Here is a 14,547-nt window from a genome sequence, read left to right as displayed (position 1 = left end):
GCCCCGCGCACCCCGGGTTCGGCGGCGCGCCGGTCCACGGTGGCCAGCCCGAGCACCCGGGCGCCGGCCGGCAGCACGGCGTCGACCGCGGCCAGCACGTCGTCGGCGGTCACCCCGGGCCGCGCCCCCACCCCCACCCCCACCTCGACCACCACCTCGGCGTTGATCAGGGAGGTTGATCGAAGTCCGTCCTCCTGCGCCGGATCTGGTGAACCAGGACGGAGTTCGATCAGCTCCCCTGATCCATGCCGGTCCAGGGCGGTCACGCGGGCACCCCCACCCGGACGGCGGCCGCGGCGGCGACGAAGCGCGTGGCCATCTGCGGCGACCCGGCCCAGTTCAGGTGCAGGTACGAGGCGTGCACCCCGCCCTGCACGAACCCCTCCGGCCCGTCGGCGCTCCACTGCCACGCCGGCGTCGGCCCGGCGCCGGGGGAGGTGCGGGTGCGGTGGAACTCGTGCCCGCGCACCCGGGTACCCGCCGGTGCCAGCACGCTGTTGGTCATCGCCACCGCGGCGCGGTAGCCCAGGGTCAGCCGCGAGTGCATGGCCGCCTCCGCGTCGAGCACCCCGCACATCGGCTCGCCGTCCAGGGACCCGGCGAGGTACAGCAGCCCGGCGCACTCGGCCGCGACCGGCGCTCCCGACGCCGCGAGCTCCGCGATCGCCGTCCGCAGCCCGACGTTGGCCGCCAGCGCCGACGCGTGCACCTCGGGGAACCCGCCGCCGACCACCAGGCCGGCGGTGCCCGGGGGCAGCGCGGAGTCCCGCAACGGGTCCACGGTCACGACCTCGGCGCCCGCGGCGGCCAGCAGCTCGGCGGTCTCGGCGTAGCCGAAGGTGAACGCCGGCCCCCCGGCGACGGCGACCACCGGCCGGCCCCCGACCCGCTCGACCTCGGCGGCCGGGTCCCAGGGGGCGGCGTCGAGGTCGGGGGCGGTGCGGGCCAGCCGCAGGACGGCGTCCAGGTCCACCGAGGAGCCGACGACGGCGCCCAGTGCGCGCACGGTGCGCACCGCCTCGGCCGACCGCTCGGCCGCGGGCACCAGGCCCAGGTGGCGGGACGGCGTCTCCAGGTCGGCGACCCGGCGGACCGCGCCCAGCACCGGCACCCCGGCCGAGCCGAGTGCCTCGCGCAGGATCGCCTCGTGCCGGTCGGACCCGACCCGGTTGAGGATGACCCCGCCCAGGCGCACGGTCGGGTCGAAGGTGGCGAACCCGTGCACGACGGCGGCCACGCTGCGGGCCTGCGCGGAGGCGTCGACGACGAGGACGACGGGCGCGCGGAGCTGGGTGGCCACGTGCGCGGTGGACCCGTAGCCGGGCTCGACGGAGGGGTGGCTGGCGCCGTCGAACAGGCCCATCACGCCCTCGACGATCGCGACGTCGGCACCCCGGGCGCCGTGCAGGAACAGCGGGGCGATCCGCTCGGGGCCCACCAACCAGTTGTCCAGGTTGCGCCCCGGCCGGCCGGCAGCGAGGGAGTGGTAGCCGGGGTCGATGTAGTCCGGGCCCACCTTGTGCGGGGAGACCGCGAGACCGCGGTCGGTGAGCGCGGCGATCAGCCCGGTGGCGATGGACGTCTTGCCGGCCGACGACGACGGCGCGGCCAGCACGACGCGCGGGATCGCGGTCACCACTCGATGCCCCGCTGGCCCTTCTGGCCGGCGTCCATCGGGTGCTTGACCTTGGTCATCTCCACGACCAGGTCCGCGGCCTCGACGAGTGCCGGATGGGCGTCGCGCCCGGTGATCACCACGTGCTGGTTGCCCGGCCGGGCGCGCATCGTCTCCACCACGTCCTCGACGTCCACCCAGCCCCACCTCATCGGGTAGGTGAACTCGTCGAGCACGTAGAAGCGGTGCGCCTGCGCGGCGAGGTCGCGCTTGATCTGCGCCCAGCCCTCGGCGGCGTCGGCGGCGTGGTCGGTCTCGTCGCCCTGCTTGCGCGACCACGACCAGCCCGAGCCCATCTTGTGCCAGACGACCGGCCCGCCCTGCCCGGTCTCGGTGTGCACCCGGCCCAGGGCGGTCAGCGCGTCCTCCTCGCCGACCTTCCACTTCGCGCTCTTGACGAACTGGTAGACCGCGATCGACCAGCCCTGGTTCCACGCGCGCAGCGCCATCCCGAACGCGGCGGTGGACTTGCCCTTCATCTCACCCGTGTGGACCGCCAGCAGCGGCCGGTTGCGGCGCTGCTTGGTGGTCATCCCGTCGACCGGCACCGCGGTGACCTGTCCCTGCGGCATCAGGCGGCCTTCTTCACGTCCTGGACCAGCTGGCCCAGCTCCTCCAGGCGCAGCACCTGCCCGCCCAGGTGCAGCCCGAGGGTGTGCGCGAGGCCGAGCTTCACGAACCCGGACTCGCAGTCCACGACCACCGACGCCGTGCCCGCGGCCTGCAGCAGTCCAGCCGCGCGGTGCGCTCGGCCGAGGTGGTCCTCACCGCGCGCACCTGTCGCCCGACCGTCGGTCACCACGACCAGGAGCGGACGGCGGCGCGGGTCGCGCACCCGCTCCACCCGCAGCACCTCGTGGGCGCGCAGCAGCCCGGCGGCGACCGGAGAACGGCCCCCGGTGGGCAGGTCGGTCAACCGGGCCGCGGCGGCCTCCACCGACCAGGTCGGCGGCAGCGCGAGCTCGGCGTCCGCACCGCGGAAGGTCACCAGGCCCACCTTGTCCCGCCGCTGGTAGGCGTCGGTGAGCAACGACAGGACGGCGCCCTTGACGGCGGCGACCCGGGTCCGGGAGCCCATCGAGCCCGACGCGTCGAGGACGAAGAGCACCAGGTTGCCCTCGCGGCCCTCGAGCTCGGTCTGCCGCAGGTCACCGCGCTCCAGCCGCAGCCCCGGGCCGGTGCGGCCGCGCTCCCTCTGGTGCGGCGCGGCCGCCACGACCGTGTCGACCAGGTGCAGCCGGGTCACCGTGCCGTCGGGACGGCGGGAGCCGACCACCCGGCCGCGCTCGCTGCGCGCCTTCGAGCGCCGGCCGGCCACCCCGGCGCCGATGCCGGGGACCTCCAGCCGGCGGGTGCGGAAGGCTGCATCGGGGGCGACGGCGGCGCGCTCGGGGGCGACGCCGGTGGCCTCGTCGTCGGCGGGGGGCCGCTCGGCGCCGTCCGCCTGGTCCTGCGGAGGCACGGGATCCCCTGCACCACTCCCGGGCCCCGACCGTGGTGGCGGGGATTCCTCGCCGTCGTCGGTGGAGGGGGTGTCGGCGCCGCCGGACGTGGGGTCGCCGTCCTCGGTGCCGCGGCCCTCGGGCGGGGTGGGGTCGTCGTCGGGGTCGGGGCGGGCGTCGTCCAGGGCCTGCTCGAGGGTCTGCTCGTCCAGGCCGGGGGCGTCGAAGGGGTTGCGCCGCCGGCGGTGGGGGAGCGCCAGCCGGGCGGCCACCCGGACGTCGTCCTCGGTCACCTCGGTGCGGCCGGACCACGCGGCGTGCGCGATCGCGGCGCGGGCGGTGACGATGTCGGCGCGCAGCCCGTCGACGCCGAACGCGGCGCACACGGCGGTGACCTGGGCCAGCGCGGCGTCGCCGAGCACCACGCCGGGCAGCAGGGCGCGGGCGGCGGCGATCCGGTCGGCGAGCGCGCGTTCGTCGTCCGCCCAGCGGGCCTCGAAGGCCGCCGGGTCGGCGTCGGCGGCGAACCGGCGGCGGACCACCTCGGCGCGCAGCCCGGCGTCCCGCGGGGCCGCGACCTCGACGGTCAGGCCGAAGCGGTCCAGCAGCTGCGGCCGCAGCTCACCCTCCTCGGGGTTCATCGTGCCGACCAGCAGGAACCGGGCGGCGTGCTGCACCGAGACGCCCTCGCGCTCGACGTAGGCCCGGCCCAGCGCCGCGGCGTCCAGCAGCAGGTCGACGAGGTGGTCGTGCAGCAGGTTGACCTCGTCGACGTAGAGCACGCCGCGGTGCGCCGCGGCCAGCAGTCCCGGCTCGAAGCTCTTCACGCCCTCGGTCAGCGCCCGCTCGATGTCCAGCGAGCCGACCAACCGGTCCTCCGAGGCGCCGACCGGCAGCTCGACCAGCCGGGCCGGGCGCTGCGCGGTGGGGCCGTCGGCCGGGTGCGGGCCGTCGGGGCAGGCCGGGTCGGGGGCGGCCGGGTCGCAGCCGAACCGGCAGCCGGGGACGACGTCCACCGCGGGCAGGACGGCGGCCAGCGCACGCACCGCGGTCGACTTCGCCGTCCCCTTCTCCCCGCGCACCAGCACGCCGCCGACGGCGGGGGAGACGGCGTTGAGCAGCAGGGCCAGGCGCATGTCGTCCATGCCGACCACGGCGCTGAAGGGGTAGACCACAGGGGGTTCCTCTCCCCGGGTGTCCGCGCCCGGAGGTGGCAGGTGGCGACGGCGGCAGTTCCTGGCTCACCCCGGGGGGCTGACAGTGGCGGGACCGCGCCGGAGTCCCACCGGCTTCCTGCACTGCCGTCGCAGTTCGGTGCCCATCACACCACGCCCATGACTTGACGATCCGGAAAGTCGTACGAGAGACTTTCCGACATGGAAAGTCGAGACGACGTCGCGGCCTCGCTGGCCGCGCTGGACACCGACCGTGCCGCGCTGGCCGACCGCGTCCGCCAGCCGGGCTGGTACGACCCCGCGCTGGGCGTGCTGACCGGCGGGTTCGTCGCCAGCTACTCCGTCGCCTTCCCCTGGGTGACCCTCGCCGCGGTGCCGGTCTTCGCGATCGGCGTCGGCCTGCTGGTGTCCGCCTACCGCCGGCACACCGGGCTCTGGGTGAGCGGCTTCCACGGCACCCCGTCGACCAGGCCGCTGGTGCGGGCATGGGCGCTGGCCTGCGCCGTCGTGCTGGTGGTGGGCATGGTCGCCGAGCTGCTCCTCGACGTCCGGTACGCGATGGTCGTGGCCGGCGTCCTGCTCGGCACCGGTGCCGCGGTGCTCAGCAACCGCTGGACGACGGCCTACCAGCGCGACCTGCGGAGCGGGCGGTGACCGCCGACCGCGAGCGCGCCGCCGCCGACCTCGCCGCGCTGTCGGCCGACCGGGCGGCGCTGGCCGACCGGGTCGCCCCGCCCCGCTGGTTCGGCCCCGCGCTCGGGCTGCTGCTGTTCTGCTTCATCGCCTCGAACGCCGTCGACTCCCCGTGGGTCAGCGGCGTCGCGCTCGCGGCGTTCGCCGTCGGCCTGGCCCTCCTGGTGCGCACCTACCAGCGCCGCACGGGCGTCTGGAGCCACACCCCGCCGAAGGTCTTCCTCGGCTGGGCGGCCGTGGTGCTGGTCGTCCTGGTGCCGGCCTACGCGGTCGACCGGCCGTGGGCCTACCTGGTGGCCGGGGCCGTGCTCGGGGTGGCCGTCGCCGTGCTGTGCGACCGGTGGACCCGGGCCTGGCAGCGGGAGCTGCGGGAGGGTCTGTGACCGCCGTCGGGCCCCGGTTCGACCAGGTGGTGCACGCCCCGCCCCGGCTGCAGGTCTGCGGGCTGCTGGCCGCGGTCGACACGATGGACTTCGCCGCCGTCCGCGACGCCGTCGGGGTGAGCGACTCGGTGCTGTCCAAGCACGTGAAGCAGCTCGAGGACGCCGGCTACGTGCGGGTCAGCAAGGCCACCGTGGCGTCCCGGCAGCGCACGTCGCTGGCGCTCACCCCGGCCGGCCGGACGGCGTTCACCGCCCACGTCGCCGAGCTGCGCCGGATCGCGGGGGTCTGAGGCCACCGATGCCTGCGGCGTGACCTGCGCCCCAGGAGCAGAGTGAGGGCCGATGAACCGGCGCGCGCTCCTGGACTGGTCGGCCGTGCTGGCGGTCGCCGTCGTCCTGTCGGTCGGCCTCGAGCTGCTCTCGGTCCCGTCGGCGACGCTGTTCGCCGGGCTGGTCGCGGGCCTGGGGCGGGCGCTGCTGGTCGCCCGCCCGCTGGTGCAGCCCAAGCAGGGCATGACCGCCGCGCAGGCCGTCGTCGGGGTGTCCATCGGCGCGCTGGTGTCGCTGTCGACCCTGGAGACCATCGCTGCGGACTGGCTGCCGGTGGTCGCGGTGACCATCGGGACGCTGCTGCTGAGCGTGCTGGCCGGTCGGCTGATGGCCCTGCAGCCGGGGGTCAGCCGGGTGACCGGGGCGTTCGCGATGATCGCCGGCGGCGCGTCGGGCATCACCGTCATGGCCCGGGAGCTCGGCGCGGACGCGCGGATGGTGGCCGTCCTGCAGTACCTGCGGGTGCTGCTGATCGTCGTCACGATGCCGGTGGTCGCCGCGGTCGCCTTCGGCGCCTCCGGATCGGGTCCGGTGCCCTCCGACGCCGGGCCCGGCGTGTGGGCGGGGCTGCTGTTCACCGTGGTCAGCGCCGCCGTGGGCTACCCGCTGGCCCGCCTCGTGCGGCTGCCGGTCGCGGCGCTGCTGGGCCCGATGCTCGTCGCCGCGACGCTGGACCTGACCGGGCTCTCCCGCGACGCGGCGGTGCCGGCCCTGCTGGAGGCCGTGGCGTTCGGGGTCATCGGCCTGCAGGTGGGCCTGTCCTTCACCCGGGACAGCCTGCGGGTGGTCGGCCGGGCGCTGCCGCTGGCCCTGCTGCTGGTCGTGGCGCTGGTCGTGGCGTCGGCGGGGCTGGGCCTGCTGCTCGCGGCCACCGCCGACGTCAGCCCGCTGACCGCCTACCTCGCCACCACGCCGGGCGGCCTCTACGCGGTGCTGGCCACCGCCACCGGCGGCGGTGCCGACGCCACGGTGGTGCTCGCCGTCCAGGTGCTGCGGCTGTTCGTCATGCTGCTCACCGCCCCGTTGCTGTCCCGCTGGCTGCGCCGCGCCGGCTGATCACCAGCCGAGGACCCGCCGGGCCTCGGCGGCCACGCGGTCGAAGCGGCGGCGGTCGAGCACCGCGCCCTCCCGCCGGACGTCGTCGGTGCCCATGAGCAGCACCCGGTCCACCCGGACCTCGCTCGGGCGGCCCTGCCGGTCCCAGTCGCCGCTGCCGATGTCCACCCACACCCGCCCGTGCCGGGCCTCGTCCGCGGCGTCCCGGTCGTGGTCCTTGCTGGTGAGCATCAGGCCCAGCAGGTCCTCGCCGTGCCGGCCGACCACCAACACCGGGCGGTCCTTGCCGCGGCCGTCGCCCTCCTCGAAGGGCACCCACGCCCAGACGACCTCCCCGGGGTCGGGCCGGCCGTCCTCGCGCGGTGCGTAGGAGATCTCGCCCCGGCCGGTGAAGTCGCCGGCCGCGGACCGCCGCGCGGGAGCCCCCGGCGGGGGCAGCGGTGCGCGCCGGGGTGCAGCGGGGGAGGGCCGGCGGGTGGGCCTGGACGCCGCCCGGCCGGCCTCCCGCACCACGGTCGACACCACCTGGGACAGCACGGACTTCCAGCCGCTCGCCACGGGGCCACCGTAGAGCCTCCGGCGCGCCGCCCCGACACGCCGCCTCGTCCGTGACCGGCGTTGCGGCTGTCACCCGGTGGGACGAAGGTGGGGAACTGCACGGTTGATGTCCGGCCGCGCTGGTCATGGAATGGGCCGGGGCGCGCGGAGCGCCCGCACGGGGAGGTGCCACATGACCAGCGCGGAGCCCGTCCGTCCGGCGACCACCAGCGGCCTGTTCGGGACCTCCCGGGTCCGCGCCAGCGCCCTGGCCTCCTACCAGCTCGTGGAGGACGCGCGCGACCGCGCCCCCGAGCACGTGCGCAAGCGGCAGCGGGCCCGCGCCCGTGCCGAGCAGGCCGTGGCCGCCCGACTGGTGGCCCGCGAGTTCGACCGGGACGACCCGGTCAGCTGACGCAGAGCTCGTTGCCCTCGGGGTCGGCCAGCGTCACCCACCGGTGCGGCCCCTGGCTGGCCCGGTGCAGCTCGGTGGCCCCGGCCGCGACCAGCCTGGCCACCTCGGCCTCGACGTCGGCAGGAGCGACCCGCAGGTCCAGGTGCACGCGGTTCTTCACCGTCTTGACCTCCGGGACGCGTTGGAAGAGCAGCCGCGGCATCGTGCCCTCGGGGTGCACGACCGCCGCGCCCTCGGCCCAGACCAGCTCGCCGCGGTGGGTCGTCGTGTCGGACTCGGCGGCGTGGCCCTCGGCGACCATCCGCCGGATGAACGCCTCGTCGCTGGGCTCGCGCTGCCAGCCCAGTGCGTCGGCCCACCAGTCGGCGAGGGGGTGCGGGTCGGTGCAGTCGAAGGTGACCTGGAAGGTGTGCGCCATGGCGGCACGCTAGGCCCGGGGTACGACGGTTCTGCGCCGGCGGCGGCCCGCCAGTAGATTCCGGCGGTGCCGATCAGCTCGCCCGAGGGCAAGGACTGGACCCGCAAGAAGATCGTCGACCTCGCGCCGGGGTCGGTGCTGGACGTGGGGGCCGGCGCCGGCACCTACGCCAAGCTGCTGGCCGGTGACCGCCCGGCGCGGATGACCGCGCTGGAGGTGTTCGAGCCCTACGTGGAGACCTACGGGCTGCGCGACCTCTACGACGAGGTGGTCCTGGGTGACGCCCGCACGACCGAGCTGCCCGCCGCCGACGTCGTCGTCCTCGGGGACGTGGCCGAGCACATGACGGTCGAGGAGGCGCAGGACCTGTGGCGACGGGCTGGCGAGGCCGCTTCCCGCGCTGTCTACATGTCGATCCCGATCGTGCACTACCCGCAGGGCGAGCTGGAGCACAACCACCACGAGGTCCACGTGGTCGACGACTGGGACCACGACAAGGTCATGGCCGCCTTCCCCGGCATCACCGACCACTTCCGCGGCGAGGTCGTCGGGGTCTACGAGCGGCGCACGGACTCCTAGAGCTCCCGGCCCAGCTCGGCGCGCATCTCGTGGTCGGGCTGGGCGGGGGAGTCCGCGGCGGTGTGCTCGCGCCACACCTGGCCCATCGGCGGGAAGGCCGAGCGGTGCACCTGCACGCCGGGGTCCCACAGCTTGGACCGCATGATCGCCTTGGCGCAGTGGAAGTAGGCCCGCTCCACGTCCATGAGCAGCACCGACAGCGGTCGCTTGCCGTACTCGACCAGGTCGAGGTCGACCTCGTCGGTGGGGACCAGCCGGCAGCGGCCGTAGACGCGCAGGGTCTCCTCGATGCCCGGCACGACGAACATCAGCGCCGCCTGCGCGTTGACCTGCAGGTTGTGCAGGCTGTCCAGCCGGTAGTTGCCCTCGCGGTCGGGCAGCACCAGCGTGTGCTCGTCCAGCACCCGGACGAACCCGGGGACCCCGCCGCGGGGCGAGACGTCCGGCGAGCCCTGGGCGTCCGCGGTCGACAGGACGGCGAACGGCGAGAGGCCGATGAAGGCCGCGCAGTGGTGGTCGACGTGGTCGATGACCTTGTCGACCGCCCGTGCGTTGGGTCCGCGGTAGTGGTCCAGGGCGCCGTCCATGCCTGCAGCCTCCCCTACGGTGGGCGGCTGTGTCAGTGAGGTGGAGCGCGCCGGTCCGGTACAGCGAGTGCGACGACCAGCGCGTGGTGTTCAACGCCCACTACCTGGTGTGGGCCGACGAGGCCTCCAACGCGTGGTGGCCCTCGGTCGGGTTGCGGTGGGACCCCGACGGCGTGTGCGGCGTGCAGCCCTTGGTGAAGGCGTCGAGCCTGGAGTGGTCGTCGTCCGCGGTCTGGGGTGACGTCGTCGACGTGGTCTGCGAGCTGGAGGGGATCGGCCGCACCAGCCTGACGTTGGTCTTCGAGGTCCGGGTCGGTGACCGGCTGTGCTGCACCGTCCGGTCGACCTACGTGGCCACCCGGGACGGCGTGGCCGTGCCCTGGCCGGACGAGGTGCGCGCCGCCGTTTCCTGACCGCCGGGGTGGGGGGTGACGGCCGACGGTGGGAGGTCGTCGTGACGACCCCCGACCGTGCAGAATCACCTCCCACCCCGGCGGTCAGGAGAAGTTCGTGGAACCCGCAGCCGAGATCGACGCCCTGGTCGCGAAGCACCCCGACTGGCGCGGCGAGACCCTGGCCGAGGCGCGCCGGCTGATCCTGGCTGTCGACCCGGCGATCGAGGAGACCTGGAAGTGGATGGGCTCCCCGGTGTGGGAGCTCGACGGCATCCTGGTCGTAGGCGACATCTTCAAGGCCAAGGTCAAGCTCGGGTTCCTGCACGGTGCCTCGCTGCCCGACCCGACCGGGCTGTTCAACGGCGAGCTCGGCGGCAACCAGCGCCGCTCCTACGAGCTCGTCGAGGGCGACACGATCGACGCAGCCGCGTTCCAGGACCTGGTCCGGGCGGCCATCGAGCGCAACCGGGCCGCCGTCGCCGAGCGCGCCGCGAGAAGGAAGCGGTCCTAACCCAGCAGCCGGACCGTGGCGTCGTCCGGCCCGTCGTACCACTGGGTGAGGACGGCGGGGAACCGCGGCTCCACCGGGTCGGCGGCGGCGAACAGCGTCATCGACGAGCGCAGCTTCAGGTCGTCGGGGGAGCCGAACACCTCGTGCGCCGTCCGGTCGCCGTGCTCGAGCAGCAGGTCGCAGGCCTGCCGCAGCCGCGCACCGAGCACGGGGTGGGCGAGGTATGCCTGCGCCTCGGCCAGGTCGGCGATCGCGTAGTGCTGCGCCGTGGCCGATCGGCCCAGTCCCGCCAGCTGGGGGAAGACGAACCACATCCAGTGCGTGCGCTTGCGCCCGGCGCGCAGCTCCGCCAGGACGTCGTCCCACACCGGGTCCTGCGCATCGACGAACCGCTGCAGCGTCACGCCCCCCAGCCTGCACCCGGGGGCAGCAGCGGCAACCCGGGCGGCGCGCCCTGCTCCAGCAACCGCCACAGGGCGTCGGTGTCGGCGTGGTCGGCCACCAGGTCGCCCAGGGTGTCGAGCCGGCGCTCCCGCACCGCGGCGAAGACGGTGTCGGGCGCGACGGTGAACCGCCGTCCGGTGGTGGCCGCGACGTCGGCGAGGAACGCCCGCCGGAAGCCGTCGTTCTCCATCGCCCCGTGCCACGTCGTCCCGCTGACCGCGCCCACCCGCACGCCGTCCAGGAAGGGCTCGCCGCCGTCGGGGGTGACCACGCCGTGGTGGATCTCGTACCCGTGCACCGGGTGGCCCCGCCAGGCACCGGTCGGCCGGGCCAGCACCTTCTCGGCGCCGAAGACGACGTCGGTGGGCAGCAGCCCGAGTCCCGCGACGGCGCCGGCGCCGGACTCGACGTCGTCGGTGATGGTGCGGGCCAGCATCTGGTGACCGCCGCAGATGCCCAGCACCGGGCGGCCCTCGGCGGCCCGCCGGGCCAGCGCGGCGTCCAGGGCCTGCTCCCGCAGCCAGGCCAGGTCGGCCACGGTCGCCCGGGTGCCGGGCAGCACCACCAGGTCTGCGTCGGCCAGCTCGGCCGGGCTGGTCGCGTACCGCACCAGGACGCCGGGCTCGGCGGCCAGCGCGTCCAGGTCGGTGACGTTCGACAACCGCGGCAGCCGGACCACCGACACCCGCAGCACGTCCGCGCCGACCGGGGGCAGCGCCTGGCCGCGGTCGCCGTCCAGGTCGAGGGAGTCCTCGACGTCCAGCCAGAGGCCGGGCACCCATGGGAGGACGCCGAGGGTGGGCCGGCCGGTCAGGTCGCGGAGCTGGTCCAGGCCGGGGGCCAGCAGCCGGGGGTCGCCGCGGAACTTGTTGACCAGGAAGCCTGCGACCAGCGCCTGGTCGGCCGGCGGCATCAGCGCGACCGTGCCGTAGAGGGCGGGGAACACCCCGCCGCGGTCGATGTCGCCGACCACCACGACCGGCAGCTGCGCCGCCGTCGCCAGGCCCATGTTGGCGATGTCGGTGTCGCGCAGGTTGATCTCGGTGGGCGAGCCCGCGCCCTCGCAGACCACCACGTCGAACCGGCTGCGCAGGTCGGCCAGGCTGGCCAGCACCTGCTCGAACAGCTGCGCCTTCAGCCCGCGGTAGCTCATCGCCGTCACGTCGGTGACCGCCCTGCCCAGCACGACGACCTGGCTGGACCGCTCACCGCCGGGCTTGAGCAGCACCGGGTTCATCGCCGCCTCGGGCTCGACCCGGGCGGCCGCGGCCTGGAACACCTGCGCGCGGCCGATCTCGGCGCCGTCGGCGGTGACCCAGGAGTTGTTGCTCATGTTCTGCGCCTTGAACGGCGCGACCGACACGCCCTGGCGGGCCAGCCACCGGCAGATCCCGGCGGTGACGACGGACTTGCCGGCGTCCGACGTCGTGCCGGCGACCAGCAGCGCGCTCACCAGCCGGACTTCTCCTGACCGCTGAGCCCGTGGATGGCGGTCATGATCGCGTCGGTGACCTCGCGGCGGGCCTGGCCCTTGCGGGCCTGGCCGCGGTGCTCGGGGAAGGTCAGCGGCTCGCCGAAGGTGATGGTCACCTTGGCCGGGCGGGGGTAGGGCGCGCCGACCGGCTGCACCCGGTCGGTGCCGTGCACGGCGACCGGGACGACGGGGCAGTCGGCGGTGAGCGCCAACCAGGCCACCCCGGTCTTGCCGCGGGCCAGCTTGCCGTCGCGGGAGCGGGTGCCCTCGGGGTAGATGCCGAACGCCTCGCCCGCGTCGAGCGCGGACAGCACGGTGTCCAGCGCGGCCTGCGCGGCGCGCTGCGCCTCGCGCTCGACCGGCCGGGCGCCCAGCGCGGTGAACAGCGTCTTCGTCGCCCACCCCTTCAGCCCGGTGCCGGTGAAGTACTCCGACTTCGCCAGGTAGCCGACCTTCCGGGGCGCCATCAGCGGGATGGCGATGGAGTCGATGAAGGACAGGTGGTTGCTGGCCAGCAGCACCGGCCCGGTGCGCGGCACCCGCTCCTTGCCGATCACGGTCGGCCGGCAGGCCAGCACGAACAGCGGCCGCAGCACGAACCTGGCGAGGACGTAGAACAACCTGCCCTCCTCCCTCGGGACTGCACGACCGGGGCATCATCCCCCGGCGCGGGCGCCGCTCCCCGCCGGGGGGCTCACACGGCGCGCACCGGGGACGCCGATCCGCCCCGGCCCGCCACCCGGGCCAGCACGGCCAGCGCGGCGCGGACCTCGGCCGCCGGCCGGGTGAAGGGCAATCGGAGGTGGTCGTCGAACGCCGCGCCCGTCCCGAAGGCCCGGCCCTCGGCCACCCGCACGCCCTCGACCATCGCCGCCCGGGCCACCGCTGCCGAGCTCAGCCCCGCCGGCAAGCGGCACCACAGCGACAACCCTCCCGTGGACGGGTAGGGCGACCAGTCGGGCAGCAGTTCGGCGAGCGCCGCGGTGAGCACGTCCCGGCCGGCCCGCAGCTCGGCCCGACGGTCGGCCAGCACCCGGTCGAGGTCGGCGACCAGGAAGGCGGCGGCGAGCTGGTCGAGCACCCCGACGGCAGGCTGGCGGTGGCTGTAGGTGTCGGCCAGCCGGGCGGCGAGGGCGGCGTCGGTGCGCAGCCAGCCCACCCGCAGCCCGCCCCACACGGACTTGGACAACCCGCCCACGGTCACGGTGGCCGCGTCGGGCACCCCGGCGGCGAACGGCGGCGCGGGGCCGTCGTCGTCCAGGTGCAGGCCGCTGGTCACCTCGTCGACCAGGGTGACGGTGCCCTGCTGCCAGAGCGTCGCGGCCAGCCGACGGCGCCCGGCCGCCGACAGCGTCGCGCCGCTGGGGTTGGAGTGGTCGGGCATCAGGTAGGCGAGTCGGGGCGCGCTCTGCCGGGCTGCGGTGTGCGCGGTCTGCACCAGGGCGTCGGGGTCGGTGGGGTCGACCGGCACCGGCACCGGTACCGCCCCCAGGTCGGTGACCAGCTGGACGGTGCCCGGGTAGGTGGGGTGCTCCAGCAGCACGCGGTCGCCGGGTGAGAGCAGCACCGAGGTGACCAGGCCGACGGCGTCCATCACCCCGCCGGTGATCACCACCTGGTCGGGGTCGGTGGGCAGGCCGCGCGCGGTGAACCGGTCGGCGACCGCTTGGCGCAGAGCGGGCAGGCCATCGAGGTGGTAGCCGGAGCCGGCCAGTGCGCCGGGCAGCAGCTCGAGGGCGCGGGTGTAGGCGGGCAGCAGGTGGGGCGAGGCCGGGGTGGCTGCGTGCGCGAGGTTGACCACGCCGTCCTCGTCCTGCGGCAGGGGCCACTCGAGCACCGGCCCCCGCGGCAGCTCGGTGACGGTGCCCAAGCCGTGCCGGGTGCGGGCGTAGCCCTCCTCGCGCAGCGTGCGGTAGGCGCTGGCGACGGTCACCCGGCTGACGCCGAGGGCCTCGGCCAGTTCGCGCTCGGCCGGCAGCCGGGTACCGACCGGCAGCGCGCCGGTGCCCAGCAGCTCCTGCACCCGCGTCGCCAGCGCCCCGTACCGCGGACCGGGCTGCTGCTCGAGGCCACCGAGCAGCGCGGCCAGCTCGTGCGCCCTGGTGGACTGGTCGGTCAGCAGTGGCATGCGGTCCACCATGCCCGAGTGGACCCATATGCACCAGACCACCCGCTGCCACGGTGGTGCCATGGTCCCCGGTGGAGTCCTCGTCCTGCTGGCCGCAGCCCTGGTCGTCGCGACCCTGGTGGTCACCGTGCGGGGTGGTCGCGGCCCGGCCGACCCACCGCGCAGCCACCCGGCGCCCGCGTCGTGGCCCCGGGGGTGCGATCAATGCCGGGCGGAACGCCGGGTCGGGCGCCGGGTGGGGCGCACGAGGCGGGCCGCGACGGCGAGGGCGGCGGCGGCCAGCCACACCGCCCGGGACAGCCGCA

19 protein-coding genes and 1 riboswitch are annotated in these 14,547 nt (G+C 75.5%); of the genes, 8 read left to right on the top strand and 11 right to left on the bottom strand.

Translation table 11 applies throughout. The annotated features are described in order from the left end of the window. The 4 genes from NH342_RS17680 to NH342_RS17665 all read right to left on the bottom strand — a co-directional run. Nucleotides 1–266: cobalamin biosynthesis protein (locus NH342_RS17680; RefSeq protein WP_253016743.1), on the bottom strand; the 266-nt coding region annotated here is incomplete at its 3' end. Next, on the bottom strand, nucleotides 263–1,636 hold the full coding sequence (locus tag NH342_RS17675; protein ID WP_253016741.1) for a cobyrinate a,c-diamide synthase: 1,374 nt from the start codon (nucleotides 1,634–1,636) through the stop codon (nucleotides 263–265). The genes NH342_RS17675 and NH342_RS17680, both read right to left, overlap by 4 nt. Then, nucleotides 1,633–2,247, bottom strand: a complete 615-nt coding sequence (cobO, locus tag NH342_RS17670; protein WP_253016740.1) for a cob(I)yrinic acid a,c-diamide adenosyltransferase — start codon at nucleotides 2,245–2,247, stop codon at nucleotides 1,633–1,635. Before cobO ends, NH342_RS17675 begins: the two co-directional genes overlap by 4 nt. After that, nucleotides 2,247–4,292, bottom strand: coding sequence for a putative cobaltochelatase (locus tag NH342_RS17665; RefSeq protein WP_253016738.1), 2,046 nt, complete (start codon nucleotides 4,290–4,292; stop codon nucleotides 2,247–2,249). The genes cobO and NH342_RS17665 overlap by 1 nt, the downstream gene beginning before the upstream one ends. A 34-nt stretch (nucleotides 4,293–4,326) precedes the next feature. Next, a riboswitch (cobalamin riboswitch) is annotated at nucleotides 4,327–4,456 on the bottom strand. Nucleotides 4,457–4,493: 37 nt separating this feature from the next. On the opposite strand from NH342_RS17665, the gene NH342_RS17660 reads away from it, so the two are divergent. From NH342_RS17660 to NH342_RS17645, 4 genes are read left to right on the top strand one after another with little or no spacing between them, the layout of a single operon-like run. Further along, nucleotides 4,494–4,946, top strand: coding sequence for a hypothetical protein (locus NH342_RS17660; RefSeq protein ID WP_253016736.1), 453 nt, complete (start codon nucleotides 4,494–4,496; stop codon nucleotides 4,944–4,946). Then, nucleotides 4,943–5,368 (top strand): DUF1097 family protein, encoded by a 426-nt coding sequence (locus NH342_RS17655; protein WP_253016734.1) that lies wholly within the window; start codon nucleotides 4,943–4,945, stop codon nucleotides 5,366–5,368. The genes NH342_RS17660 and NH342_RS17655 overlap by 4 nt, the downstream gene beginning before the upstream one ends. Continuing rightward, complete coding sequence (locus tag NH342_RS17650) at nucleotides 5,365–5,658, top strand: transcriptional regulator (RefSeq protein WP_253016732.1); 294 nt, start codon at nucleotides 5,365–5,367, stop codon at nucleotides 5,656–5,658. Before NH342_RS17655 ends, NH342_RS17650 begins: the two co-directional genes overlap by 4 nt. Nucleotides 5,659–5,710: 52 nt before the next feature. Then, nucleotides 5,711–6,754 carry an AbrB family transcriptional regulator gene (locus tag NH342_RS17645; protein WP_253016730.1) on the top strand — a complete coding sequence of 348 codons (1,044 nt, stop codon included), beginning with the start codon at nucleotides 5,711–5,713 and terminating at the stop codon, nucleotides 6,752–6,754. Here the strand turns inward: NH342_RS17645 and NH342_RS17640 are convergent, their stop codons facing one another. Further along, nucleotides 6,755–7,312: a type II toxin-antitoxin system PemK/MazF family toxin gene (locus tag NH342_RS17640; RefSeq protein ID WP_253016728.1), complete on the bottom strand. Its 558-nt coding sequence runs from the start codon at nucleotides 7,310–7,312 to the stop codon at nucleotides 6,755–6,757. It abuts the gene before it with no gap. Between the two features lie 172 nt (nucleotides 7,313–7,484). Between NH342_RS17640 and NH342_RS17635 the strand changes: the two genes are divergently transcribed. Then, complete coding sequence (locus tag NH342_RS17635; RefSeq protein ID WP_253016726.1) at nucleotides 7,485–7,706, top strand: hypothetical protein; 222 nt, start codon at nucleotides 7,485–7,487, stop codon at nucleotides 7,704–7,706. On the opposite strand, the gene NH342_RS17630 is transcribed toward NH342_RS17635, so the two are convergent. Next, nucleotides 7,699–8,124, bottom strand: a complete 426-nt coding sequence (locus tag NH342_RS17630) for a VOC family protein (RefSeq protein WP_253016724.1) — start codon at nucleotides 8,122–8,124, stop codon at nucleotides 7,699–7,701. The genes NH342_RS17635 and NH342_RS17630 overlap by 8 nt on opposite strands. A 66-nt stretch (nucleotides 8,125–8,190) precedes the next feature. Here NH342_RS17630 and NH342_RS17625 point away from each other — a divergent pair, with 66 nt between their 5' ends. After that, entirely contained in the window at nucleotides 8,191–8,703 is a 513-nt protein-coding gene (locus NH342_RS17625) for a class I SAM-dependent methyltransferase (protein WP_253016721.1), read from the top strand. On the opposite strand, the gene NH342_RS17620 is transcribed toward NH342_RS17625, so the two are convergent. Beyond that, nucleotides 8,700–9,290, bottom strand: a complete 591-nt coding sequence (locus NH342_RS17620) for an MSMEG_1061 family FMN-dependent PPOX-type flavoprotein (protein ID WP_253016719.1) — start codon at nucleotides 9,288–9,290, stop codon at nucleotides 8,700–8,702. The two genes, NH342_RS17625 and NH342_RS17620, sit on opposite strands and share 4 nt — an antisense overlap. Nucleotides 9,291–9,319: 29 nt before the next feature. On the opposite strand from NH342_RS17620, the gene NH342_RS17615 reads away from it, so the two are divergent. Continuing rightward, on the top strand, nucleotides 9,320–9,703 hold the full coding sequence (locus NH342_RS17615) for a thioesterase family protein (RefSeq protein ID WP_253016717.1): 384 nt from the start codon (nucleotides 9,320–9,322) through the stop codon (nucleotides 9,701–9,703). 97 nt (nucleotides 9,704–9,800) lie between these two features. Beyond that, nucleotides 9,801–10,196 carry a DUF1801 domain-containing protein gene (locus tag NH342_RS17610; RefSeq protein WP_253016715.1) on the top strand — a complete coding sequence of 132 codons (396 nt, stop codon included), beginning with the start codon at nucleotides 9,801–9,803 and terminating at the stop codon, nucleotides 10,194–10,196. On the opposite strand, the gene NH342_RS17605 is transcribed toward NH342_RS17610, so the two are convergent. The 4 genes from NH342_RS17605 to NH342_RS17590 all read right to left on the bottom strand — a co-directional run bounded on the left by NH342_RS17605 (nucleotide 10,193) and on the right by NH342_RS17590 (nucleotide 14,242). Next, on the bottom strand, nucleotides 10,193–10,600 hold the full coding sequence (locus tag NH342_RS17605) for a DUF1810 domain-containing protein (RefSeq protein ID WP_253016713.1): 408 nt from the start codon (nucleotides 10,598–10,600) through the stop codon (nucleotides 10,193–10,195). The two genes, NH342_RS17610 and NH342_RS17605, sit on opposite strands and share 4 nt — an antisense overlap. Next, nucleotides 10,597–12,093: a cobyric acid synthase gene (locus tag NH342_RS17600; RefSeq protein ID WP_253016711.1), complete on the bottom strand. Its 1,497-nt coding sequence runs from the start codon at nucleotides 12,091–12,093 to the stop codon at nucleotides 10,597–10,599. Before NH342_RS17600 ends, NH342_RS17605 begins: the two co-directional genes overlap by 4 nt. Next, on the bottom strand, nucleotides 12,090–12,734 hold the full coding sequence (locus NH342_RS17595) for a 1-acyl-sn-glycerol-3-phosphate acyltransferase (protein ID WP_253016709.1): 645 nt from the start codon (nucleotides 12,732–12,734) through the stop codon (nucleotides 12,090–12,092). The genes NH342_RS17600 and NH342_RS17595 overlap by 4 nt, the downstream gene beginning before the upstream one ends. Before the next feature lie 74 nt (nucleotides 12,735–12,808). Continuing rightward, nucleotides 12,809–14,242, bottom strand: a complete 1,434-nt coding sequence (locus NH342_RS17590; protein ID WP_253016707.1) for a PLP-dependent aminotransferase family protein — start codon at nucleotides 14,240–14,242, stop codon at nucleotides 12,809–12,811. Nucleotides 14,243–14,547 lie beyond the last annotated feature (305 nt).

The organism is Klenkia sp. PcliD-1-E (assembly GCF_024124375.1).
Lineage (GTDB): Bacteria > Actinomycetota > Actinomycetes > Mycobacteriales > Geodermatophilaceae > Klenkia.
Note: the sequence above shows the minus strand (reverse complement) of the source record. Positions and strands in the feature narration are given on the sequence as shown.